Annotated in this window: 19 protein-coding genes and 1 CRISPR repeat array; of the genes, 6 read left to right on the top strand and 13 right to left on the bottom strand. The window is 58.2% G+C overall.

All coding sequences use genetic code 11. The features are described from left to right. Positions 1-57 precede the first annotated feature (57 nt). From NZ585_05055 to NZ585_05030, 6 genes are all read right to left on the bottom strand, one after another. Positions 58-300, bottom strand: coding sequence for a hypothetical protein (locus NZ585_05055; GenBank protein MCS7079407.1), 243 nt, complete (start codon positions 298-300; stop codon positions 58-60). Further along, entirely contained in the window at positions 279-659 is a 381-nt protein-coding gene (locus NZ585_05050; protein ID MCS7079406.1) for a hypothetical protein, read from the bottom strand. The genes NZ585_05055 and NZ585_05050 overlap by 22 nt, the downstream gene beginning before the upstream one ends. A gap of 11 nt (positions 660-670) precedes the next feature. Next, a complete protein-coding gene (locus NZ585_05045; protein MCS7079405.1) occupies positions 671-919 on the bottom strand; it encodes a hypothetical protein in 249 nt (82 codons plus the stop codon). A gap of 197 nt (positions 920-1,116) precedes the next feature. After that, on the bottom strand, positions 1,117-1,521 hold the full coding sequence (locus NZ585_05040) for a hypothetical protein (protein MCS7079404.1): 405 nt from the start codon (positions 1,519-1,521) through the stop codon (positions 1,117-1,119). Positions 1,522-1,575: 54 nt separating this feature from the next. Then, a complete protein-coding gene (locus tag NZ585_05035) occupies positions 1,576-1,800 on the bottom strand; it encodes a hypothetical protein (GenBank protein ID MCS7079403.1) in 225 nt (74 codons plus the stop codon). Positions 1,801-2,089: 289 nt separating this feature from the next. After that, positions 2,090-2,497 carry an ECF-type sigma factor gene (locus NZ585_05030; protein ID MCS7079402.1) on the bottom strand — a complete coding sequence of 136 codons (408 nt, stop codon included), beginning with the start codon at positions 2,495-2,497 and terminating at the stop codon, positions 2,090-2,092. Positions 2,498-2,812: 315 nt separating this feature from the next. Between NZ585_05030 and bchE the strand changes: the two genes are divergently transcribed. The 3 genes from bchE to metH all read left to right on the top strand — a co-directional run bounded on the left by bchE (position 2,813) and on the right by metH (position 15,793). Continuing rightward, the gene (bchE, locus tag NZ585_05025) at positions 2,813-4,492 is read left to right on the top strand and encodes a magnesium-protoporphyrin IX monomethyl ester anaerobic oxidative cyclase (protein ID MCS7079401.1); all 1,680 of its coding nucleotides are present in this window, start codon (positions 2,813-2,815) and stop codon (positions 4,490-4,492) included. After that, a complete protein-coding gene (gene hemN / locus NZ585_05020) occupies positions 4,452-5,807 on the top strand; it encodes an oxygen-independent coproporphyrinogen III oxidase (protein MCS7079400.1) in 1,356 nt (451 codons plus the stop codon). Before bchE ends, hemN begins: the two co-directional genes overlap by 41 nt. Before the next feature lie 2 nt (positions 5,808-5,809). After that, positions 5,810-11,544: a CRISPR direct-repeat array (repeat unit 37 nt; unit sequence GTTTCAATCCGCTTGTAAGCGCGTCTTCAATCCAGAG). Between the two features lie 550 nt (positions 11,545-12,094). After that, positions 12,095-15,793 (top strand): methionine synthase, encoded by a 3,699-nt coding sequence (metH, locus tag NZ585_05015; GenBank protein ID MCS7079399.1) that lies wholly within the window; start codon positions 12,095-12,097, stop codon positions 15,791-15,793. Positions 15,794-15,871: 78 nt separating this feature from the next. Here metH and NZ585_05010 read toward each other — a convergent pair whose 3' ends face one another. The 3 genes from NZ585_05010 to NZ585_05000 are packed head-to-tail and all read right to left on the bottom strand — an operon-like array spanning position 15,872 to position 17,485. After that, on the bottom strand, positions 15,872-16,612 hold the full coding sequence (locus tag NZ585_05010) for a superoxide dismutase (GenBank protein ID MCS7079398.1): 741 nt from the start codon (positions 16,610-16,612) through the stop codon (positions 15,872-15,874). A 22-nt stretch (positions 16,613-16,634) separates the two neighbouring features. After that, positions 16,635-17,189, bottom strand: coding sequence for a flavodoxin family protein (locus NZ585_05005; GenBank protein MCS7079397.1), 555 nt, complete (start codon positions 17,187-17,189; stop codon positions 16,635-16,637). 2 nt (positions 17,190-17,191) lie between these two features. Next, positions 17,192-17,485, bottom strand: a complete 294-nt coding sequence (locus NZ585_05000; GenBank protein ID MCS7079396.1) for a hypothetical protein — start codon at positions 17,483-17,485, stop codon at positions 17,192-17,194. A gap of 210 nt (positions 17,486-17,695) precedes the next feature. Here NZ585_05000 and NZ585_04995 point away from each other — a divergent pair, with 210 nt between their 5' ends. The 3 genes from NZ585_04995 to NZ585_04985 all read left to right on the top strand — a co-directional run bounded on the left by NZ585_04995 (position 17,696) and on the right by NZ585_04985 (position 19,056). Beyond that, positions 17,696-17,944, top strand: a complete 249-nt coding sequence (locus NZ585_04995) for a hypothetical protein (protein ID MCS7079395.1) — start codon at positions 17,696-17,698, stop codon at positions 17,942-17,944. Positions 17,945-18,070: 126 nt separating this feature from the next. Further along, positions 18,071-18,358 (top strand): hypothetical protein, encoded by a 288-nt coding sequence (locus tag NZ585_04990; GenBank protein ID MCS7079394.1) that lies wholly within the window; start codon positions 18,071-18,073, stop codon positions 18,356-18,358. Between the two features lie 362 nt (positions 18,359-18,720). Further along, on the top strand, positions 18,721-19,056 hold the full coding sequence (locus NZ585_04985; protein ID MCS7079393.1) for an iron-sulfur cluster assembly accessory protein: 336 nt from the start codon (positions 18,721-18,723) through the stop codon (positions 19,054-19,056). Between the two features lie 88 nt (positions 19,057-19,144). Here the strand turns inward: NZ585_04985 and NZ585_04980 are convergent, their stop codons facing one another. The 4 genes from NZ585_04980 to NZ585_04965 form a co-directional block, all read right to left on the bottom strand. Then, a complete protein-coding gene (locus tag NZ585_04980; protein ID MCS7079392.1) occupies positions 19,145-19,612 on the bottom strand; it encodes a tellurite resistance TerB family protein in 468 nt (155 codons plus the stop codon). 133 nt (positions 19,613-19,745) lie between these two features. Further along, positions 19,746-21,578 carry a protein kinase gene (locus tag NZ585_04975; protein MCS7079391.1) on the bottom strand — a complete coding sequence of 611 codons (1,833 nt, stop codon included), beginning with the start codon at positions 21,576-21,578 and terminating at the stop codon, positions 19,746-19,748. 54 nt (positions 21,579-21,632) lie between these two features. Beyond that, positions 21,633-23,012 carry a thermonuclease family protein gene (locus NZ585_04970; GenBank protein MCS7079390.1) on the bottom strand — a complete coding sequence of 460 codons (1,380 nt, stop codon included), beginning with the start codon at positions 23,010-23,012 and terminating at the stop codon, positions 21,633-21,635. Positions 23,013-23,090: 78 nt separating this feature from the next. After that, entirely contained in the window at positions 23,091-23,843 is a 753-nt protein-coding gene (locus NZ585_04965; GenBank protein MCS7079389.1) for an alpha/beta hydrolase-fold protein, read from the bottom strand. Positions 23,844-23,989: the final 146 nt, after the last annotated feature.

Below are 23,989 nucleotides of genomic sequence, written 5' to 3'. Positions count from 1 at the left end.
ACCAGAGCTTCCAACCGACGATTTTCTTGCCGGTAGGACGCCTGCGCTTTCCGTCACTCAGGCATGCTCTCCGTACAGTGTGCGTAGGGTGTGCGCATGCACTCGGCGTTGACGCTCGGCACCGTCGCGGTCGCCGACACGCTCCAACGCTTTGACAAGCAGCGGCATCAGCAACAACCGTCCGTCGCCGAGTTGCGCCATGACGCGCTGCATTAACTCAACCGCCTGGTGCGGATTTGCGAGGTCGGGAGCTTGTTCGTCTAAGTAGATGTCCGCCGCTAGGCCGCTGACTTCAGGCATCGCCGATGCCGTATCAGTTTGCGCCAACCATTCCGCCAACGACGCCTGTACCCACTGAGCGGCTTCGTGTTCATTCGATCGTCGGTAGACTTCAACAACCCTAGCAGGTACGACATACGGCGGAGTTCATCAGGCGGGAAGGCGGCGAGGTGGGTTTCAAACTCACGCGCGGCGGCCAGTGCTGCTTTCCGGTTTCCGCACTGCGCCGTCAGCCGCATCACGTTGGCCAGTGTTTCAGACGACACCACTTGAGCCTCCTTCCCAACGCAACCGGCTTCCGCCAATCTGTGCGCCAAAACTTCAATTCGTCTCCATTGCGCCAGCGCGGCTTTTGGCCGACCGGCCGCCTCCTCCATCATCGCAAAGCAGCTCAATAAAGAAACCATGTCTCGCGGTTGGTCTGATCCTCTGCCGCCAGCGCCTGAAATTGCCCAAAGACGTTCTCAAAGAGCATCCGCGCCGTCGCGTAACGCCCCAGCCGGCCGGTAATCACGGCTTCGTCCACTAGACTGTCTAGCACCGACCGCCGCAACTTAACCGACGCCGGATTCGCCGCCGCCAGTTGTCTCCGCAGCGCCAGGGCTGTCCGGCGCAGTTCCAACGCCCGCAGGTACGTCATTTTCGCCTCGACCGGCAGTCCTGCGTTTTCAGCACATAAGCCAAGGGACACCAAGCAATACACTTTGCGCTAAAGCGCTCCGGCCAGCTTGCGCCGGTGATCCGGTTCGGCTGTCGGCACCGTGGCGAGTAGCGCCAAGATGTGGTGGGCAACGTCAAACCGTCTGAGGCTTCGGCGACATTGCCTTGCGTGTGGTATCAATCGCCCTCCGCAATCGCCAACGTCGCGTTGAAATACTCTACTTCCGGGTCTCTGGGGTGCGCCTCAGTCAAGGCTTTGCGGAGCGCCGCCGCGCGCTCCAAATGCCGCCGTGCTTGAGGAAAGTCGCCAAGCCGGTACATCAGCAACTCGGCTATGTGCCTAACGCTCAGATCACGTTGACGCGCCGAATCAGCCGGCCGCGCCTGATGCGCCTTTTCTAGCCATAGCAAGCCGGTTGCATAACTTTGTTGCGCGCCAGGTACGTCGGCGAGATTCGCTGTGTAGGGCCTTCCTTGAACCTTGCCAACGCGGATATACGCGCGTCCCAACTCCCGGTGGAAGGTTGGGTCAGCGCCGGCTTCCTGACCGAGGCGATCCAGATACCCCAGGGTCTGTTGCACTAACAGCCCCGCACTGCTGTTGAACCGGACAGCCGCGCGATGGCGTCAGGCAGCTCAAAGACATTCGACCACGCCAGCCGCCAAGTATCCTGAAATCGTTGTTCGGCGCGTTCCTGTGCTAGCCGACGCTCCACGCGCCAAGACGGGCCACTCCTGCAGGTAGCGCTCGATGTCGGCGGCCAGTTGCTCCGCCGGGGCGTAGCGCGCCTGCGAGTCCTTATGCATGGCGCGCAAAGGGATGGCGTCCAAGTCGCCCGCCACGTCACAGTTGCCCGTCACTGCGCTGGGAGGCGTTGGCTCGACATGTTGAACTCGACATGTTGAAGTCTGATACTCCAGCGACTACTCCAGCGACGGCGATCCCTCTGCGGCGCAAAACGGCAGCGAACCCGTCAACAGTTCGTACAGCGCCACCCCCCAACGAATACACATCTGAGGTAGTGGTGACCGGCTCCCCGCACCTGTTCGGGGCTAGCGTATGGCAGCATCATCGCACGCTGAATCGTGGTGGTGCGCCGTTTAGTCGCCCGCTCTTGCTCCGCCAGCAGCTTGGCGATGCCGAAGTCAATCAGCTTCGGTGTCGTCCAAAACCAGAATGTTGCCCAGCTTCAGGTCGCGGTGAATGACCAGATGTGCGCCGGCCGCCACGTTTGGCGGCGGCCACCCCACGGGCGTAATCCACGAGAATGCACCGCATCATGCGGCTCGCCAAGCTGAAAAATTGCCGGCGATCGCGGAGGCTGATGTTTTTGCAGCTGGCCAGCCGTAGGTAGGTCTCATGCACCAGCGCCGTGGTTTGGAGGGTATGGCCGGGGCGTTCACGCCGCATGTGCGCATGCGCAAGCCGCCGCAACTCAGCATAGACTTCTTCCACAAACCGGTTAACGGTCGCCGGATGCTCAACCGTGGGCTGAACACGCGCGCCGGTCGTTGGTGCGACCGGGGGAGATGCGAGTACCGCGCCGGCGTCAGGCATAAGCGAAACCCTTTATGGACAAGGTGTCAAAGGCTGTCGTTCACGCAACCAAGAACCCCGTACGCCGGTTCAAGCGCGCAGGGACGACCAAAGCCCTGTTTCAGGAAGTGGATTACAAACGCTAGCATTGAAATTGTCTTCGTCCGCTGGGATGTCGCGTCCACAAAAATCTGAAACCCGGCTCAAAAAATCCCCGTCCGTCCGGTGACGGTGATGTACGTTGGATAAAGAACGAAAACCCCGGCGGGGAGGGGGCGGCGCGCCTCAACCCCGCGATCCCTTGTTGTCATTGTTATTTTGCGAGGTGGACGCGCCATGAAAATCCTGATGCTCCAACCCAACTACCACTGCGGCGGCGCGGAAATCGCCGGCAACTGGCCGCCGAGCTGGTCGGCCTACATCGGCGGGGCGCTCAAGCACGCCGGTTACACGAACTATCGCTTTGTGGATGCCATGGCGCTCGACCTGCCGGACGCGGCGCTGGCCGACATCATCCGCGCTAACCAACCCGACATCGTGATGGCGACGGCGATTACGCCGATGATTTACAAGGCGCAAGACACCCTCAAGTTGGTCAAGGACATCAACCCCACCGCCGTCACGATTCTTGGCGGCATTCATCCGAGCTTCATGTATGGTCAGGTGCTGACGGAAGCACCGTGGATTGACTACATCGTACGCGGCGAAGGCGAGGAAATCATCGTCAACCTGCTACGCACCATCGAGGCTGGCGATGACCGCCGAACCCGTCACACTATTCGCGGCATTGCGTTCCGCGACGACGAAGGCAACGTCGTCGCCACGCCGGCTCATCCGCCGATTGCCGACTTGGATTCACTAACGCCCGACTGGAGCGTGTTGGATTGGGGGCAGTACATCTACATTCCGCTCAACGTGCGCGTCGCCGTGCCTAATTTCGCCCGTGGCTGCCCGTTCACCTGTCGCTTCTGTTCACAGTGGAAGTTCTGGCGCAAGTACCGGACGCGGACGCCGGAAAAGTTTGTAGATGAGATTGAAATCCTCGTCAAAGAGCACCAAGTAGGCTTCTTCATCCTTGCGGACGAGGAGCCGACCATCAACCAGAGAAAGTTTGTCGCGCTGTGCGAGGCGCTCATCGCCCGTAAGCTGAATGTGTACTGGGGCATCAACACGCGCGTGACCGACATTCTGCGCGACGCCGAGTTGCTGCCGCTCTACCGCCGGGCGGGTTTGGTTCACGTCTCGCTCGGCACGGAAGCCGCCACGCAGATGAATCTCAACCGCTTCCGCAAAGAGACCACCATTCAGGAAAACAAGCGCGCCATTCAGTTGCTCAAAGCCAACGGGATGGTAGCCGAAGCGCAGTTCATTATGGGGCTGGAAAACGAAACGCCCGAAACGCTCAAGGAAACCTATGAACTGGCGCTGGACTGGAACCCGGACATGGCGAACTGGAATATGTACACGCCGTGGCCCTTCTCGGAGTTGTTTGAGGAACTCAAGGATCGCGTCGAAGTGCGCGACTATTCCCGCTACAACTTCGTGACGCCCATCCTGCAGCCCGATGAGATGGAGCGTGAAGAAGTGCTCAAAAGCGTCTTGAAGATGTACGGCAAGTTCTACAGTCGGAAGGCTCTTCTGGAGTATCCCTTCATCCGCGACGCCTTCAAGCGCAAGTATATGCTTGGCTGTCTGAAGGCGTTTCTGAAAATGACGGCGACCAAACGGTTCTATGACCTTGGGCGCGTCAAGCGGAAGGGATTGGGGATCGAGGTTGATTTGGGTTTCGACGAATCACGGATTCTGAGCCGCGACCAACTGGCGGCGCTCAACAGCGCCGGTTCGCCGCTGCGTGCGGATGTGGACTACATCGGCGGGATTGTCGCCTGCGGCGGCCCACGTGATCTCGACACGTCCAAAGTTGCGTCGGAGTCCCCGCAGTTGGTCACGCTGCGTCGAAAGAAGGAGGCAAGCGATGACGACCCCGAACCTCGAACGCCTACTGCAAAAATATAGTCGTCCGGGGCCGCGCTATACGAGCTATCCGACCGTACCGGTTTGGAGCGACACCTTCGGTGCGGACGACTACCGTGCGGCGTTGCGGGAGTTAGCGACAGCGCCGGACGCAGCCGAGTTGTGTTTGTACGTTCACTTGCCATTTTGTGCGATGGCGTGTCTGTACTGTGGCTGCAACAACGCCGTTACGAGCAAGACGGAGGTGGTGGACGCCTACCTTGACCGTGTGGCGCGGGAAATTGCCTTGATTGCCGCGTTGCTTGATGGGCGGCGGCGCGTCGTCCAGATGCACTGGGGCGGTGGGACACCGAATGTTCTGACGCCGCGTCAAATGGAGCGGCTGGTGCGTTCGATTGAGGCGGCGTTTGACCTTGATTGGAGCGGCGACATGTCCATCGAGATTGATCCGCGCGTCGCCTCATTGGCGCAACTCAAGCACATTCGGTCGCTGGGGTTTCGGCGCATCAGTTTGGGCGTACAGGATTTTGCGCCGCAGGTACAGCGGGCGATCGGGCGTCACCAGCCGGAGGCGCTGACGGTGGGCGTCTTTGCGGCCTGCCGGGAAGTCGGCTTTGAAAGCATCAACCTCGACTTGGTGTACGGGTTGCCGTTGCAAACGCGCGCCACGTTTGAGCGGACGGTGGACGCCGTCTTGGCGATGCGGCCGGACCGGCTGGCGATTTTCAACTATGCGCATGTGCCGAAGCTGCGTCCGAAACAACGTCACATTCGGACGGAGGATTTGCCCGACGTAATGACGCGCTTTGCGATGTTTGACGACGCCCAGCGACGGTTGACGGCGGACGACTACGTTTGGGTTGGGATGGATCATTTTGCGCGGTCGGACGACGAATTAGCTGCCGCCGCTCGTGAGAAGCGTCTGCACCGGAATTTTATGGGCTACACGCTACGGCCGGCGTCGAACCTCATCGCCTTTGGGATGAGCGGCATCAGTGAGTTGTCCGGCTACTACGCGCAGAATGACGCCAAGCTAGGGCGTTACCAGCGAGTGCTTGACCAGGGCGAGTTGCCGATTGTGCGCGGCCATCGGCTGACGCTAGACGACCAACGGCGACGCGCTGCGATCAACCAGCTGATGTGCAATATGGAGCTGCCGTTGGCGGAGGTTGAGGAAGATTTCCGTGCCGGCTTGGCGTCGTTGCGGGTGATGGAGGATGACGGGCTAATTCGCTTTGAGGGCGACCGGCTAACGGTCACGACGTTGGGGCGTCCCTTTGTCCGCAACATCTGCATGACGCTCGACGCCTATCTCAACGCCGACGCTGTGCAGCCAGTTTTTTCCAAAACGCTGTAAAAGTTTTAATCTGCTTGTAAGTGCAGCTTCAACTAAAGCCACGCCCAGCCCAGTAGGGCTGGGCATTTTTTTTGCTAGGTTTCAATCCGCTTGTAAGCGCGTCTTCAATCCAGAGTCAAACTCAACTGGCAACCGTTCAAAACCGAACAACGAACGAGTTTCAATCCGCTTGTAAGCGCGTCTTCAATCCAGAGTGGAGAGCAGGACCTTGTTCAAAAAGTAAATAACTCCCGCCCCTAGTTTCAATCCGCTTGTAAGCGCGTCTTCAATCCAGAGTTTCTCTCGGTTGATCCACGAGATGCGACAAGCCGGCTGCCGGGTTTCAATCCGCTTGTAAGCGCGTCTTCAATCCAGAGGACGACCAGCTTCTTTCGCGATCCCGACAGAAGCGCCACTACCGTTTCAATCCGCTTGTAAGCGCGTCTTCAATCCAGAGTTGAGTAGAATGGAATCATCTAACGCGAGGAGGTGCAAGCAATGGTTTCAATCCGCTTGTAAGCGCGTCTTCAATCCAGACTCTTGCGAGTTCGATAACCTCTCTTAGGGAAATGCACAACCGTTTCAATCCGCTTGTAAGCGCGTCTTCAATCCAGAGCTGCCCGGTCCCAGTGAACCGGACAGCGGTGGAACTTCAGCGTTTCAATCCGCTTGTAAGCGCGTCTTCAATCCAGAGGATGCCGGGCGCAAGGTTTGGACGATTGACGAAACGACTTTGAGTTTCAATCCGCTTGTAAGCGCGTCTTCAATCCAGAGTCGTCGCCAGACTTAAGACCCGGCCGGCGGCCGGGGTTGAGGTCGTTTCAATCCGCTTGTAAGCGCGTCTTCAATCCAGAGAGTTCGCGCGGCTAGTCACACATGTGACGGCGCGAAAGGAAGGTTTCAATCCGCTTGTAAGCGCGTCTTCAATCCAGAGCCAAGGAGAACTTGCGCCGCTTGAGTGGCGGCGGCAAGGTGAGTTTCAATCCGCTTGTAAGCGCGTCTTCAATCCAGAGGACTTGGAGTTTGGCCTCCTTACCCGCCTAGAATAGGCGGGTGTTTCAATCCGCTTGTAAGCGCGTCTTCAATCCAGAGTTTATTAATCTCCACAGTTTTCCCCGGCCCTTACGTTTACCAGCCGTTTCAATCCGCTTGTAAGCGCGTCTTCAATCCAGAGTTCTCGCTTCCTTCCGGCCGTCCGGCGCGGCCGAAAAGTTTCAATCCGCTTGTAAGCGCGTCTTCAATCCAGAGGGTCAGGCTTGAAGGGCATTGGCTTCACCGCAAGAGCGCGCCCGGCGCGGCCGAAAAGTTTCAATCCGCTTGTAAGCGCGTCTTCAATCCAGACTGCTCCTTCTAGCGCTTCGGGCGCTAGAAGGACGGACGCTTGTTTCAATCCGCTTGTAAGCGCGTCTTCAATCCAGAGGCGCTTCGGGCGCTAGAAGGACGAACAATTTTTAGGAAATAAAGTTTCAATCCGCTTGTAAGCGCGTCTTCAATCCAGAGCGTCGGACATTGTGTTGCACGCAACGCCAGCCGCGTACGCGGCGTTTCAATCCGCTTGTAAGCGCGTCTTCAATCCAGAGGAACGGGCGCTTCAGTGCGCGCTTCAAAGCCCGTTAGGGCGGTTTCAATCCGCTTGTAAGCGCGTCTTCAATCCAGAGGTTGGCCGACCTCTTCGGCAAACCCGTTGAGGTCAACAGGTTTCAATCCGCTTGTAAGCGCGTCTTCAATCCAGAGGACCCGGACAAGGTTCGGGTTTTAGGAAAAACCGAAGAATACAGGTTTCAATCCGCTTGTAAGCGCGTCTTCAATCCAGAGCTCACTTCCTTCCGGCCGTCCGGCGCGGCCGAGAACTTAACGTTTCAATCCGCTTGTAAGCGCGTCTTCAATCCAGAGTCCGCCCTTCTAGGGCGGACAGTCGAAGTCAACCGCCTGCGTTTCAATCCGCTTGTAAGCGCGTCTTCAATCCAGAGGGGTTGTTTGTATGACGGCGAACCTGTCGAGTTTGAGAGGATGGTTTCAATCCGCTTGTAAGCGCGTCTTCAATCCAGAGATTGCAACAGCAAAATGTCTTAACACTAACGCCTAGCTGTGCTGGTTTCAATCCGCTTGTAAGCGCGTCTTCAATCCAGAGCATTTTGAACTCCGCGGTCCTCACTGGACCCGGAGTGTTCGTTTCAATCCGCTTGTAAGCGCGTCTTCAATCCAGAGCCGGCTTCTTCGACGCGCGGGTAACGCGCGCCGAAGTAAAATGTTTCAATCCGCTTGTAAGCGCGTCTTCAATCCAGAGCGGTATCATGACTCGCCTAGAATAGGCGAGTCATAACCCCTACCGTTTCAATCCGCTTGTAAGCGCGTCTTCAATCCAGAGGAGTTGACTCCCGAACTCGAGGATCTCGAGTTCGGTATCATGACGTTTCAATCCGCTTGTAAGCGCGTCTTCAATCCAGAGCCGGCGGCCGGCGTCCAACAGGACGTACGGCCGCCGGTTTCGTTTCAATCCGCTTGTAAGCGCGTCTTCAATCCAGAGAAACCGGGTTCAAGTAACCCTAGAGGTCGGCGACCAGGCACTGCGTTTCAATCCGCTTGTAAGCGCGTCTTCAATCCAGAGAAGTGGTTCCCCAGCTCGAAGACCTTGAGCTGGGCATTTTGACGTTTCAATCCGCTTGTAAGCGCGTCTTCAATCCAGAGGGGAAGTTGAAGTTAATAGGGTCCAAGTGACCCTTAATGTCGGGTTTCAATCCGCTTGTAAGCGCGTCTTCAATCCAGAGCGGTAATCTCCGGGAACACGTACCAGTTCAAGCAAGAACTCGTTTCAATCCGCTTGTAAGCGCGTCTTCAATCCAGAGGTAAACCGGGTCCAAGTGACCCTTAATGTCGGGGACCAGGCCCGTTTCAATCCGCTTGTAAGCGCGTCTTCAATCCAGAGTGGTTACTGTTTCGTGTCGTTCCTTGTCGGCAGGCAAGCGTAGGTTTCAATCCGCTTGTAAGCGCGTCTTCAATCCAGAGAGGAGGTGCTTATGAAGAAACTAACAATAATCGCCGGGAACACGTTTCAATCCGCTTGTAAGCGCGTCTTCAATCCAGAGATCCGTCAACAGGGATGCAAGGTCACGTACGAGTAGCGTTTCAATCCGCTTGTAAGCGCGTCTTCAATCCAGAGGCAACAGAATACAAATCAGTCTAGAGGTCGGCGACCAGGCACTGGTTTCAATCCGCTTGTAAGCGCGTCTTCAATCCAGAGCATAAGCTTACCTTTGACTTTAGCGCCGACTACGCCGTGTTGTTTCAATCCGCTTGTAAGCGCGTCTTCAATCCAGAGCGCCGGGATAGGGTAAACACAGAGGCCGCGCCAACGCGCGGGTTTCAATCCGCTTGTAAGCGCGTCTTCAATCCAGAGACCTATTAAACGCAGCAGTCATACCAAATCCAGGGTTATTTTGGTTTCAATCCGCTTGTAAGCGCGTCTTCAATCCAGAGCGGTTTTCATTGGAGGCAAGTATGAAGACGGAGGTTTTGAGTTTCAATCCGCTTGTAAGCGCGTCTTCAATCCAGAGCTGCTGGGTCGGAGAGTTGAAGTAAACCGCATACAGGTTCATGTTTCAATCCGCTTGTAAGCGCGTCTTCAATCCAGAGCTCGGCCATCGGGCACAAGCCGACGGCGGAGCTTCTCTCCGACGTTTCAATCCGCTTGTAAGCGCGTCTTCAATCCAGAGAACTCGGGGACCTCGAGTTCGGCATTCTCACTCGCCTAGAATAGTTTCAATCCGCTTGTAAGCGCGTCTTCAATCCAGAGTAGGGCGGTAAATACGGAGGGTTATGGAGTTAAAAGACTTTGGTTTCAATCCGCTTGTAAGCGCGTCTTCAATCCAGAGGAACTCATTACACCGGCCCAGGCCTGTGCCTGGGCTGAAGCGTTTCAATCCGCTTGTAAGCGCGTCTTCAATCCAGAGTATATTTCCGCCATCGGACACCAACCGACGGCGGATTTGTTGTTTCAATCCGCTTGTAAGCGCGTCTTCAATCCAGAGTTTCAGAGGTCTTTCCGGGTCCTTATCAGTACAAGCCACTTACGTTTCAATCCGCTTGTAAGCGCGTCTTCAATCCAGAGGCGTGTTGGAGGGCAAGACCCTCTTCAAAAAGTAAATAACCCTGTTTCAATCCGCTTGTAAGCGCGTCTTCAATCCAGAGCGTGCGCTGGAGAGCAAGACGATTTTCAAGTCAAGCAATAAGTAGTTTCAATCCGCTTGTAAGCGCGTCTTCAATCCAGAGCAACCGACGGCGGATTTGTTGTCCGCCCTTTTAGGGGTTTCAATCCGCTTGTAAGCGCGTCTTCAATCCAGAGAGCTCGAAGTAGGGGACCAAGCTTTAGTCTGCAGATTGAAGTCGTTTCAATCCGCTTGTAAGCGCGTCTTCAATCCAGAGTGGAGAGGCAGAGATGCGGTATCTATTAAACGCAGCGGTAGTTTCAATCCGCTTGTAAGCGCGTCTTCAATCCAGAGTCATCACTGGACCCGGAGTATTTCAGTACACGCTAATCACGTTTCAATCCGCTTGTAAGCGCGTCTTCAATCCAGAGTTAATAGGGTTCAAGTGACCCTAGAGATCAACGACCAAGCCCTGTTTCAATCCGCTTGTAAGCGCGTCTTCAATCCAGAGGAGAAATCCAGCCCCAGCTCGAAGACCTTGAATTCGGGCTGTGTTTCAATCCGCTTGTAAGCGCGTCTTCAATCCAGAGTTGCCTCGGCGATTCAACGCGCTTCACTCGCCGAGGCTATCAGGTTTCAATCCGCTTGTAAGCGCGTCTTCAATCCAGAGCATTTCCGCCGTCGGACACCAAGCGACGGCGGAGCTTCTCTCGTTTCAATCCGCTTGTAAGCGCGTCTTCAATCCAGAGTTGACCGTATTCAGGTCCATCTCCAGCCTGGGGATGAGTCCTTGTTTCAATCCGCTTGTAAGCGCGTCTTCAATCCAGAGTGGTGAAATACATTCTAAACTCCGCGGTCCTCACCGGACCCGGAGTTTCAATCCGCTTGTAAGCGCGTCTTCAATCCAGAGGGGATTGGAGCGGAAATTGAAGCGCCGTTCGCTTACGACGAGTTTCAATCCGCTTGTAAGCGCGTCTTCAATCCAGAGTACATTCTCAATTCCGCGGTTATACCAAACCCGGGGCTGTAGTTTCAATCCGCTTGTAAGCGCGTCTTCAATCCAGAGCAGTTAGTACTTCGCGCCTACCGTCACGGCGCGCTAGAAGTTTCAATCCGCTTGTAAGCGCGTCTTCAATCCAGAGACCGAGCACAAGTAAAGCTCGAAGTAGGGGACCAAGCTTTGTTTCAATCCGCTTGTAAGCGCGTCTTCAATCCAGAGGAGGCCGCCGACGCCGCTCGGCGTCGCGCGGCTTCCAAAGAGGTTTCAATCCGCTTGTAAGCGCGTCTTCAATCCAGAGTTTCGCGCGCAAGGAAGCGCGCACAACGCTTGTGCGCGCAAGTTTCAATCCGCTTGTAAGCGCGTCTTCAATCCAGAGCTAACCCGGGGATGTATTGGTACGCTTTAGTAACTCCGGCCGTTTCAATCCGCTTGTAAGCGCGTCTTCAATCCAGAGGAAAAAAAGGGGTAGGTCGCGCCAAGCGCGACGCCGCCAAGGTTTCAATCCGCTTGTAAGCGCGTCTTCAATCCAGAGATTCTCAGATTCCTCTCTTGCTTCCGGCCGTCCGGCGCGGCCGAGTTTCAATCCGCTTGTAAGCGCGTCTTCAATCCAGAGCCTGCACTCGTAACCCCTTTGCTGTCAATAGCCAAATAGCCCCTTTTGGCTAACCCGACCGGCACGACCGGCAACGGCACAAGCCGCCGCCGGCACGCCAAAAGCTAACTCTTTTCAAAGAAAGGACTTCCCCAGTTGGCTAACCTACCCCCTTTTGGGGCGTGGACGGGGTTAGCCAACGGGTTGGCTGGCAGGCGGAGGTACGCCTACCGCCAGCTGGCGTCCGGCACAGTAAGCGTTTTTGGTTGCTGCAAGCAAGCGCTGGCAGCGGAAGCACGGCCGCCAATGTCGCAAAGTCTCCGCCGCCACATCTATTCCCCACTCCCCTTCACTCCCCCTCAGCTGTAGGCGCACCTTCCCACTACCGTACATTTTCGGGACAAACCTCCTAGCATCCACCAACAATTCGGCTAGCCGCCGGCCGGAAAAGGCGGCAAATACGGTACATTTTCGGGACAAACCTCCTAGCATCCACCAACGCAAAACGTTAGACTGCTCACTTACTCAACCTAAAGGTTGCTTTGTGCGCTCGCCAGTGCCACCTTTCCCAATGACGCCCTCATCTACACAACTCCTTGAACAAGCTCTCCGCGAACGCATCCTCATCCTCGATGGCGCGATGGGGACAATGATTCAGTCCTACAAGCTCCAAGAAGCCGACTATCGTGGCGACCGCTTCGCCCATCACCCACACGACCTCAACGGCAACAACGACCTGCTGTGCCTCACCCGCCCCGACATCGTTGAAGCGATTCACCGCGCCTACCTCGAAGCTGGCGCCGACATCATCGAAACCAACAGCTTCAACGCCCAACGGATTTCACAGGCAGACTACGGTCTGGAAACCCTGTCCTACGAACTCAATGTCGCCGCTGCCCAGTGCGCACGCCGTGCCGTGGACGCTTTCCTCAAAGAAGACCCGTCGCGACCGCGCTTTGTCGCCGGCTCGATCGGACCAACCAACAAAACAGCTTCAATCTCTCCAGATGTCAACGACCCCGGCGCACGCGGAACGACATTTGATGAACTCGTCGTCGCCTACGCCGAGCAAGTCGAAGGACTGCTCGACGGCGGCGTTGACCTGCTCCTGCCCGAAACTACGTTCGATACCCTCAATCTCAAAGCGGCGCTCTTTGCCATCGAGGAAGTCTTCACCCGACGCCAGCGGCGCGTCCCCATCATCGCTTCTGTGACGGTCGCCGACGCCAGCGGCCGGACGCTCTCCGGGCAAACTGTTGAGGCATTCCTCATCTCAGTCGAACACGCGCCGCTGCTCGCGCTAGGTATCAACTGCGGCTTCGGTGCCGCTGAAATGCGTCCGCACGTCGAAGAACTCGCTGAGAAATCGCCGTTTTATCTGGTCTGCTACCCCAATGCCGGCCTGCCTAATGTCTTCGGCGGCTTTGACCAAACACCCGACATCATGAGCGAACTGCTCCGCGACTTTGCCCGGCGCGGTTGGCTCAATATTGTCGGTGGCTGCTGCGGCACAACACCCAGCCATATCGCCGCTATCGCCAAAGCCGTCGCCGGTTTCGCCCCTCGGACACCACCCCCACGCCCACGCCACACGCGCCTGAGCGGTCTGGAAGCGCTGGTCATCCGGCCAGAAACCAACTTTGTCAATATCGGTGAGCGCACTAATGTAACGGGCTCAGCCAAGTTCGCCGAACTCATTCGTGCCGAGCGCTATGAAGACGCCCTCGCCATCGCCCGCCAGCAAGTCGCCAACGGCGCGCAGATGATTGACGTAAACATGGACGAAGGCATGCTTGACGCCGAACGCGCCATGACCCGTTTCCTCAACTTGGTCGTAACCGATCCTGACATTGCGCGCGTCCCTATTGTCATTGACAGCTCGAAGTTCCACGTCATCGAAGCCGGCCTTAAGTGCGTGCAGGGCAAATGCGTCGTCAACTCCATCAGCCTCAAGGAAGGCGAAGAGGTCTTCATCGAACAAGCCCGACGGATTCGACGCTACGGTGCAGCGGTGGTCGTCATGGCCTTTGACGAAATCGGGCAAGCAGACACTGCGGCACGCAAAATTGAAATCTGTACACGGGCGTACCGCATCCTGACAGAAAAAGTCGGCTTCCCGCCGGAAGACATCATCTTTGATCCAAACATTCTGGCCATTGCAACCGGCATCGAGGAACACGCCAACTACGCCGTGGAGTTCATCGAGGCGACGCGCGTCATCAAGCAGACGCTGCCCGGCTGCAAGGTCTCCGGCGGCGTCAGCAACCTGTCGTTCGCGTTCCGCGGCAACAACATTGTCCGCCAAGCCATGCATTCGGTGTTTCTCTACCACGCCATTCGAGCCGGCATGGATATGGGCATCGTCAACGCCGGACAGCTCGCCGTCTATGACGAAATTCCGCCCGATTTGCTCGAACTCGTCGAAGACGTGGTGCTCAACCGCCGCCCCGACGCGACCGAACGCCTCATCACCTTCGCCGAGTCGGTCAAAGGCACCGGCAAGACCGTGGTTAAGGACGAAGCGTGGCGACAGGCGAGCGTCGAGGAACGCCTCAAACACGCGCTCATCAAGGGCGACGCCGACTACATCGAGGCGGATGTCGAAGAAGCGCGCCAAAAGTACGGCGCGCCCCTTGCCGTTATCGAAGGGCCGCTCATGGACGGCATGAACATCGTCGGCGACCTTTTCGGCGCCGGCAAGATGTTTCTGCCGCAAGTCGTCAAATCGGCGCGCGTTATGAAAAAAGCGGTCGCCGCTCTCCTGCCCTACCTTGAGGCCGAAAAACAGACGGCGACCAACCGCGACGGCGTACGCAAAAAAGTGCTGCTGGCGACGGTCAAGGGCGACGTACACGATATCGGCAAAAACATCGTCGGCGTCGTGCTGGGCTGCAACAACTACGAGGTCATTGATCTGGGCGTTATGCAACCCTGCGATGTCATTCTGGCGAAGGCGCGCGAACACAACGTGGACATCATCGGCCTAAGCGGGTTGATTACGCCGTCGCTGGACGAAATGGTACACGTCGCCAAAACGATGACTGAGCAGGGCTTTACGCTGCCGCTGCTCATCGGCGGCGCAACAACCTCAAAGCTCCATACGGCCGTCAAGATCGCGCCCGCCTACCACGGGCCGACGATTCATGTTCTGGACGCCTCACGCGCCGTCGGCGTCGTCGGGGCACTGACCAACGAGGAACAACGCGCGGCGTTTCTCGCCGCTAACCAAGCTGAACAAGCCGCGCTGCGCGCTGAACACCAAGCGAAATTCGACCGCAAGCGACTGTTGCCGCTGGCTGAAGCGCGGGCGCGCCGGCCACAGTTGCGATTTGACGCTGAAACCGTCGCCGTCCCGGAACAACTGGGTGTGATGACGCTCGACGACGTCACACTGGAGGCGCTCCTGCCCTACATTGACTGGTCGCCGTTTTTCCATACGTGGGAGCTGCGCGGGCGCTACCCGAAGATTTTCGACGACCCCGTCGTGGGCGAACGCGCACGCGAACTGTTCGACGACGCCCAGCGCCTGTTGGAACGCATCGTCGAAGAACAACGACTTCACCCGCGCGGCGTCTTTGGGCTGTTTCCAGCAAACGCCGTCGGCGACGACATTGAACTCTACACCGACGACACTCGGACGGAAGTGCTGGCGGTCTTTCATACGCTGCGGCAGCAGGTCGAACGTTCGGACGGTAAGCCCAACGTTGCGCTGGCGGATTTCATCGCGCCAAAAACAACGGGCGTCGCCGATTACCTTGGCGGTTTTGTTGTGACGGCCGGGCTGGGTCTAGACGATCTATGCGCCGAATTTGACGCCGCACACGACGATTACGGTTCGATTATGGCGAAGGCGCTGGCCGACCGGCTGGCGGAAGCCTTCGCCGAGCTGGCGCACAAGCGGGTGCGCGACCTGTGGGGCTACGGACGCGCTGAAAAGCTGAGCCGCGATGACCTCATTCGGGAACGCTACCGTGGGATTCGTCCCGCGCCGGGGTATCCGGCCTCGCCCGATCACACAGAGAAACGAACGCTGTTTGCGCTGCTTGGCGCGGAGGAAAACGCGGGCGTCCGACTGACGGAAAGTTGCGCCATGTGGCCGGCCAGCTCGGTCAGCGGGCTGTATTTCGCCCATCCCGACGCCCACTACTTCGCCGTCGGGTTGATTGGCCGCGATCAGGTCGAGGACTATGCCGCCCGCAAAGGCTGGACGGTCGCCGAAGTCGAACGCTGGCTGCGTCCCAACTTGGGTTATGAACCAGCGCGCTCCTAACCTGGACGCCACCGGCCTCGGAGTGCCCAGCGCCGCCTCTGCAAGAGGCGCTGGTAGTTTCCCCTCCCCAAAAGGGCGCTAGGAAGCCGCCCCCCGGGCCGCTTCAAAACGCATCGCCGCCGCCTGCCAGTCGAGAATGTCCCACACAGCCGTCACGTAGTCGGCGCGCTTGCTCTGGTACTTCAGGTAGTAGGCATGCTCCCAAACATCAATGACGAGCAACGGAATCGCACCCCACACCGTCAGGTCCTGATGCTTTTCAACCTGCAACACCACCAATCGCCGCTCTAAGACGTTGTAGGCCAAGACGCCCCAGCCCGACGCTTCGACGGCGATGGTCGCCTTCGTCAAGTGCGCCCTAAGCTTGGCGAAGTCACCAAAGTCGCTGGCGATCGCCTTGCCAAGGTCGCCTTTCGGCCCGCCGCTAGGTTTCGGCGTCAGGCTTGTCCAGTACAGGGTGTGCAGCACATGCCCTGAACCATGAAAGGCCAGCTCGCGTGACCAGTGCTTGACAAGGTTGAAGTCGCCGTCGGCGCGCGCCGCCGCCAACTGAGTGAGCGCTTTGTTTGCGCCATCCACATAGGCTTTGTGGTGTACGTCGTGATGTAAGCGCACTGTCGCTTCGTCAATCACAGGTTCGAGCGCCTTGTAGTCGTAGGGAAGGGGCGGCAGCGCGTACTGCCCGGTGGCATCCGTGAGCCGACCGGCAGCCGCCCGCTCATTGTCCCCCGCGGCCGCCGTATCGAAAACATTACCCAACGCGAATCCGGTGGTCGTTAGCGCCGCCGCCTTCAAAAAACTACGTCGAGATTCCGTCATCGAGAGCCTCTCCCCGCGTGCGTTATGCTGCGCCGCGCTTCCAACGCTGAGCGGCGTGCGCTATGCGCGCGCCGAACTTCTCCGCCGTCGCCAGATCGCCTGCAGACGGCTGCGAACTACCGTGATCCGACTGGGCAGCCGCGCCTAGCATGCTACCGATACGGTTGATGGCGTCGTCGGCGCGGCCGCTGGGTAACTCGGCCTGTCCAACCCAGATCATGCCGTGCTGCGCGGCGAAAATCGCCAACTGAACCAAGGTGTTGAGTTTGTCGCCACTAAGACTGCCGGAGTTGGTAAAACCGGCCGCAATCTTGTCCCTCCAAGCCTGTTGAAGCCAACGCCGCGATGAAGCGTCCATGAAGCTTTTGAACGGCCCGGAAACACTACCCATGTAGGTCGGCGACCCAAACACAATCGCGTCGGCGGCGTCGAGCGTCGTCCAGTGGTTTTCGATGTCCTCAACACGGATGAGATGGGCGGTCACCTCTGGTACACTTTGCACGCCCCGCAACACCGCCTCAGCTTGCGCCGCCGTGTGCCCATAGCCGCTGTGGTAAACAATCGCAACCGTTGTCATACTTACTCCATCATTAGGGAAGGTGCAGCACGATTTGAGGTTTGTACTTCCGCCGTCTCCGCCAGACAGTCCGAGGCGCTACAATTAGGAAAGACAACGTGAAAGTCCCGGAGTGTCTGCAGGCAGGTTTCCAGTTCGCGGCTTAACTCAGCATAGAGCACCGCTTCCGTCGCCGGAAGCCTCAGTAAGAGGTCGGAAATCAGCTCAAAGCGCGCCTGCACTTGGGTGTAAAAGTGCTCACACCCCATATCGAAGCACTTTTCCGGGGGGAAGTCGTAACGACAATGGTGAGCCATACTCAAAGACGGGGACGGAGGGTTGTGAGGCATGTCCCCCTCAACCGGTCGAGCCGACGCTGGCCGGCCTTCATATAGATAGAGGATGACTACTGATGGGGTCAATGCTGCCACAAACGCTAAAAGGCGTTCCCTACGCCCATATCCGAACTACGAAGCCGACGCATGGGCGTAAGCCGACATACAGGTGGTTTGTGGTATGCTGCGCCAGTGTCCCCTACGCTAAACGGCTCGGCGCCGCCGAGCCTGACTGGGAGCGCGCGCATGTACTGGCTGATTATTTTCCTGCTTTTGGTGTACCTTGGCGTTGGCGTTTACACGTTTGTTCAGGCTCTCAAAATGCGGGCCAATCCGGCGGCGGCGGCCTTGGCTGGACTGATATGGCCACTGTTCTGGATGGTCGGCAAGCAGGAGCAAGAGCGGCGGCTCAGCGGGCGACGCGGCGGCTACCTGCCATAGTCTGGAGGCGCTCCTCCGAAGCCGCTGATGAGGCCGCTGATGAGAAAGCGTATGCACGCCGCCGTTCAATCGTGTATCGTTGTCTCAGCCACACCCTAAATCCCCTTGCGTTACGGAGAAGCTTCCATGAGTTCGCTCGAAAGCAATTTTTCAAACCTGCCCCTATCGGAGAAAATCTTCCACCTGCACCAAATCGGTGTGGAGACGACGCTCTCGGTGCTCAAGTTCATTCCGGCCCTACCGTTTAAGGGTCTTGACGCCATTGGCGAACTAACGGCGTTGCCGGTCTCTGCCATGCGCGGCATCATAGCCGGGCTGTCAGGCACGCCTGCGACGACTGAGGGTTCGACACCGCCCGCCAAGAGCGCCGCTAGCGAGGAGCCGAAGCGCATCGTGCTTACCTCGAAGTCGTAGTACACGCCTATACCCACGCCAGCAGCGGACGGGAGTCTTGTTCAAAACCTTGGAAACTAGATTGAACCGGGCAGGAGCGGGCGACAGTGACGTTCGAACCCAGGTTGTTGTCGCCCGACAACCGCTGCTAGTCACATGTGTGTCCAGTGGGAAGCGCGCCTGCCGCCGTGATTAAGCCCGTTTTGAAGCGATGGCGTAACCTTGGCGGCAGGGATGACAACCCACGGAAAACAGACGCCCGAAGCGTGTCCAAGGCTGTTCGGTTTCGCAGCGTCGGAAGCGCTCATTGACACGGCTTGTTTCAGTTGAGTAAAGACTCATTAACGTCGCAAATCTCAAGCTTAGAAACGAGGCATGCGGTCATGATTTATCTGACGCCAAAGGCGGTTGAAGAAGTCAAAAAATTCATGGCTTCTGAGGGAATCGGCGCAGAAGGCGGACTGCGCGTGCGGGTGATGCCGGGCGGCTGCTCCGGCTTTCAGTACGGGCTAGACGTTGAGGACGCGCCGCGCGAGGACGACGAAATTATCGTACGTGAGGAAAACGGCGGCATCCGCCTGTTCGTTGATCCATTCAGCGGACAGTACTTGGAGGGCGTCGAGATTGATTACGTATCAAGCGTGATGGGCTCCGGCTTCACTTTCAAGAACCCGTCGGCGACTGGGACCTGCGGGTGCGGCGCATCGTTCACAGTCTAAACAGCGAGATCATCAAGCGCAGAGGCGAACAAAAGCAGCGCCAAGCGACGACCGCTTGGCGCTAATGCCTTTGAGCCGCAACATACGCTTAGAGCTTGGAAATGATCTCAGCGCCGCGTCGCTCAATCGCAATACTGTCTAACGTCCACTGAATGAAATCACGCGCGGCGTCCTTGTTGAGACCGAACAACCCGGCGATTTCAACCAGCTTTAAGCGTTCTTCATCGGCCAAGTGGCCGTCCGCGACGGCGACTTCGACGCAAGTTTGGTACAAGGCGCGGCGAAGCAAGGGGTTTGTGACCGGCATAATGACCTTCTCGATGGGCGATGGACCGGCCAGCTCGGCTTCAACGGCGGCCTTAACATCCTCGTCAAGAATTGAAAGCCCTGTCTGGCGGATAAGCCCATAGAGCATGACACGCTCCTCGTCGGTCACCTTGCCATCCGCCGCGATGATGTTGGCCACACCGCGTACAAACGCCAGCAACTCTTCACGTGGAAAGCCGGCAAACGACTGGTCGTCCGTCGGCGGCGCGGTAAGCGCGTTGTCTTCCATAGTCGAGCAACCTCTTCAAGACGATTCAGCAATCCGTGTGTGGTACGTTGGCACGAGCCAACGGCACGATACTTGGCGCGTCGGGCCGAAACAAGGACCTTCCCGCCGCAGGCTGGGCTGGATAGTCCCGGCCTCAGTATCCGATACAATCACGCATGTCGGTTTCCGCCTGACGAGCGCTACGCCAGGCTGCGTCCAGCACACTCCGGTCGCGCGCTACGTCGTTGCGTTCCGATTCGGCGAAACGCTCCCGCGCCTGCGACATATCAAAGTCCGTCCGCGCAAAAGCGTTGCCCAAGTTGCGTACGGATACGCCATAGTTGTGCAAAGCATCCCGAAGTTGCTGATACCGCTCCAACAGCACACGGTGTTTGGCTGAACACGACGCCGGCGGCGTGGTCACTCGCCACTTTTCCGCTGCCTGCGCAACCTGACCTTCGGCCGCCTCAATTTCCCGCCGGTGCGCTTCGATCATCGCTGGATTGAGATTTATCAGGTCGCGCAGCAACTTGTCCTGCCCCTCACCGCCGACCGGCATCATTGCCTGATGAACATCTTGTGAAACCTGGTCAAACCGCTCCCGAAAGGCGGCTGGGACAGAAGGCTGCCCGCCAGTGTTTCCCGCCTTGGTCTCAAGGCGTTCCCCTTGCAGCTCGGATACCCCAGACGATGACCCAGCTGATGTGCGCCTAACAACGTATATCCCGACAAACAGCAGGAGACCAACCGCCAGCACTGCGATTAAGGCAGCAGCCCATACCGGGATGCCTGTCCGAAACAGCGCAGACGAATCCGGCGGCGCTCCGCTGGCTGCCGCAGACGGCGGCCGACCTGCCGAATCCAACGTTAGCGTTGTGGAGGCCGTCGGCGGTCGTGGCGGGCCGGATGCAGGCAATGTCGGCGGCAACGCTGGCGGCTGGGTCGGTGAAATGCGAGCCGCCGTTACTTCACTGGTGGCGCTTCCCGGCGAGGGCGTCGCCGGTTGTGCGGTAATCGGGACACTTGGCGGCACAGTAGGCCCCTCAATCACACCAGCGAGGAGGTCAGTTGCGCCGCCGGCCAACGGGACGCTGGCTTCCATCACGCCGCGACGCGCGGCGCGAAAACCTGCCAAGAACTCCAGCGCCGTCGCTGGCCGCCCAGCGGGTTGTTTGGCGAGGGCCCCGAGAACAAACGCCTCCAGGGACTCGCTCAGATGGGGCGCGTGGCTGCGCAGCGGCGGCGGCGGAGCGGTCAGGTGGAGCGACACGATTTCACCAATGGTTTTCCCCTGGAAAGGTAGAACACCGGTCAGCAGGCGATACAAGATGACAGCCAAACTGTACAGGTCGGCGCGGGCGTCAATATCGCCGCCCTGAATGAACTGCTCCGGCGACGCATAAAGCGGCGTCCCGATCGCCTGACTGACCTTGCCGACACCTTCGCCCAACGATTTGGCAATGCCGAAGTCGAGAATTTTGACTTGCTCGTGGGCTTGCCCCGCCCCAACTAAAGCAATGTTGGCTGGCTTGAGATCGCGGTGCACCAACCCTGCTTGGTGCGCGTAGTGCAGCGCGTCGCAAATTTGGCTCAGCAGGCGCTCAATTCGGTCAAGGGAAAACCGCTTACCCTGCCGAAGCTCGTCTTCGAGCGTTGGACATTCCAGCAACTCCATGACCATAAACGGCGTACCGTCGGGTAAGGTGTCAGCGTCGGTCACGGAGATGATGTTGGGGTGCGACAAGCCGCCGGAAATTTTGGCCTCGCGGTGAAAGGCTTCCGCAACGGACGGATCGGCCGCCGCTACATCGGGTTTGAGCACTTTGACGGCCAAACTGCGGTTGATGCCAATGTGCTGCGCCAGATAGACAATCCCCATACCGCCGATGCCCAGCACCGCATCCAGCCGGTACTTGCCGTTGATGACCGTCCCGACCAAGCGGTACGGGTCAGGCAGGTTCTGACGGCGACCATCCGACATTGACATCCCTCGAAAAAGGGCGGGCGGCGGCGTCTCCGGCGCGCGCCCGGCTACAAAGCGTCACAGCGGAAACCGAAAAATCTTGGTCGCCTTGGCGTCGGTGAACTGGATTTCCCGAATGCCGCTGCTGCGCAGCAACGGCAAGTTGCCGCCTTCGCTGACCGCCAACGCACGATACAACTGCTCCGCGCTCGGCTGATCAATCAGATCATGAGAAATGCGCAGGATGTCCTGGCTGTCACCGACCAGTTCAATCCGCGCGCCGGCGCGTCCGAACTGTTCCTGCACCAGCCGCACCATAGAGATGCGAATTCGCTCCAACGACACCGTCCGGGGGATGTCGTTGCGCCAGCGCGGGCCAAGCTCCTTGAGGCGCGCATTGTCGCGCGCCGTCAACATTTCCATCTTGTGCTTGTAGTCATAGTCAATATCCACGTCGGCAATGCCGCGCGCCACAATTTGCAAGTTCAGCAGCGCGCCGTCCGGTAGAAAGGCATACACCAGCAACCGCCCGTCCCGGTCGCGGTGGTCACGGTAGGCGTTCGCTGGATCGTATTCAAAGCGCAGGCGCTTGCCCTGCACCAACTTGACGGTTTCCAATCGGGCCGCCTCGCCGGCTCTACCCGTACTGTTTTGAACGCCGATCAAAGCGACTTGTCCCAAGGTCGGGACATCCAACACCGCACAGCTTTCAACGCGAATGTTGCCGTAGGTGGTCTTCGCGTCCAGCGGCGGCGCAGTTGCGCCGGAGCGCGGCGCTGGGGCAAGCCCGCCGGTCATCATGGTTTCTGACGGCGAATTCTGTCCGGTCTCCCCTGCGCCGCCGCCAGTCGCGCTGTCCAGCGTTTCCTCTACATCCTCTGGGGGGACAAAAGCCGGCTCTTCGTACACACGTCCTTCACGTTTGGCGATCAGTTCCGGCGATTCGGTCGCCTGCGCCCAGACGCCAAGCTTGGCCTGACGGGCCTGATACTCGGCCGCCAGCAGGAGGTTTTTTGTCCGTACGTCTATGAAGTGCTGGCTAAAGAAGTAGGCGTCACCGTTGCGCAGAATTTCTGCGTTGAGGAGCTTGCGCGACGGCAAGAGATAAATGTACGACAACTGCCGTCCGTACTTGTCGCGGTGTCCGATGCCTTGGTTTTGATTTTCGAGCCAGACTTCGACCGTCTTCCCCAGAATGAGTTGACGCACCCGTTCACGCGCTTGCTCCGCCGCCGGCCCGGAAGGTGGAGCAAGGATGCCGATCAGGCGTACAATCGTCCCATCCTGCAAAACCACGGTGTCGCCAGTCAGCGCCCGTTTGATGGTTGTGATCTTGGTTGAAATCCCGGTCGCCACCTGCGCCGCCGCCAACTCAGGGGCCGGGACCGCCGCCAAGCCTCCAATCAGCAACGCGGACAACACCCACCGATTTTGTTTTCGCACCCAGCACTTCAGCATAACGCAAATCCTTGTTCGAAAGGCTTGGGTCGCGGCCGCCCGGCGTTGCGCCCAGTGACGACGGCGACCCGGTAAAGACTATTTTGGGCCGTAGGCATGGAAGAGACGCGGCACATACAGATCAAGCATGCGTCGCCACCACGGCCAGTCGTGATTGACATCATAACCCCACAGGTCGAGCGAGTGTGGGATGCCGCGACTGTGCAGAATCCGTGACAGCTCGCGCGACCGCTCTGGGGCCTCGTAAGCACCCTGCCCTGAAATGATATGAATGTCGGTGTGGTAGCGCAGCAGCGGCAGGAAGTAGTCGTCGTTTAAGTTCTGGAGATACTCAACCGGGTTGTTGAAGTACACGTCGTCATTGTGAAAGCCGTCGCACCACGGACGGATGTCATACGAACCCGACATGGCAATCAGCGTATCGAAGCTGCCGGGGTTGCGAAATACGGAGTTGGCGGCGTGATAAGCGCCAAAGCTAGCGCCGGTGGCGGCGATCTTGATGGGTGAACCGCCGCAGTCACTCCGAATGAAAGGACAAACCTCGTAGGTAATGTAGTTGCTGTAGGCCGTCTGGCGCGCCGCCCGCTGCGCCGGGTGGATATGTTCGTTCATCCAGCTTTCACGATTGATGCTGTTGATGGTGTAGATTTTGACGATGCCGGCGTCAATGTAGGGCCGCAACACGTCAATCATCAGAAAGCGTTCATACTCTTCGAAATCGGCCGCCGCCGTCGGGAACATCAAGAGCGGCTTGCCATAGTGGCCATACACAGCAATTGGCATTTCCTTGCCAAGGTGCGGACTAAACCAACGGTGAACTTGCTTGCGCACGAAATAATGATTCTCCGTAAGAAGGCGTTTGTGGGATGAATCTAGCTTCGTGCGACGATACCATGGTTTGCAGCACCCTGCGCAGGCTGTTTTCACCCGCAGGCTCGACGCACACAGGCGCACTCGGTGACCCTACCTAGCCCGGC

The sequence above is a fragment of the Chloracidobacterium sp. genome, assembly GCA_025057975.1.
Taxonomy (GTDB): Bacteria; Acidobacteriota; Blastocatellia; order Chloracidobacteriales; family Chloracidobacteriaceae; genus Chloracidobacterium.
The sequence above is the reverse complement of the archived record's forward strand: the minus strand, read 5'-3'. Positions and strand labels throughout refer to the sequence as shown.